Source organism: Petrotoga sp. SL27 (assembly GCF_002924605.1).
GTDB lineage: Bacteria > Thermotogota > Thermotogae > Petrotogales > Petrotogaceae > Petrotoga > Petrotoga sibirica.
The window spans coordinates 1-397 of sequence record NZ_JAIP01000054.1; the positions used below are offsets into that span (position 1 = coordinate 1).

Annotated in this window: 1 protein-coding gene; it reads right to left on the reverse strand. The window is 40.1% G+C overall.

From position 1 onward, the window contains the following. Window positions 1-397 (reverse strand): transposase (locus AD60_RS10030; protein WP_146048851.1); only part of this gene is annotated, 397 nt, incomplete at both ends.

The following is a 397-nucleotide window of genomic DNA, read 5'->3' on the forward strand; positions in this document are numbered from 1 at the left end:
ATCCAAAGAGTAGAACTCAGTCAAAGCAGCACAAGACGTAGCACCGTATATATCGGAAAAGGGCTTATCCCTATTTTTCACAGCCAATTCACTGAATTTCAGATAAATGTTGGAAAGCATCCAATTTTTTTCAGAAGCGAGTGTATGAACCAAATGGAACCTATGGCGTGTAAGTCTTTGTAAAGCCAAAAACTGAGAACCACGCCAAGGGGAAGAAGAAATCTTGCCACATCTAGCGAAATCGGCTATGACGTAAGCGTCCAAATGATCCGTTTTATCGATATCGACAAAAGTCTTTTTGTAATTGGCGGTAGTTTTTGGATTAAGCTGGTACACAAGAGGTTTAAAAGGCAAAAGTTTCTTATTGGTTGACAGGAAATTGGCTATGTGAGTGCTG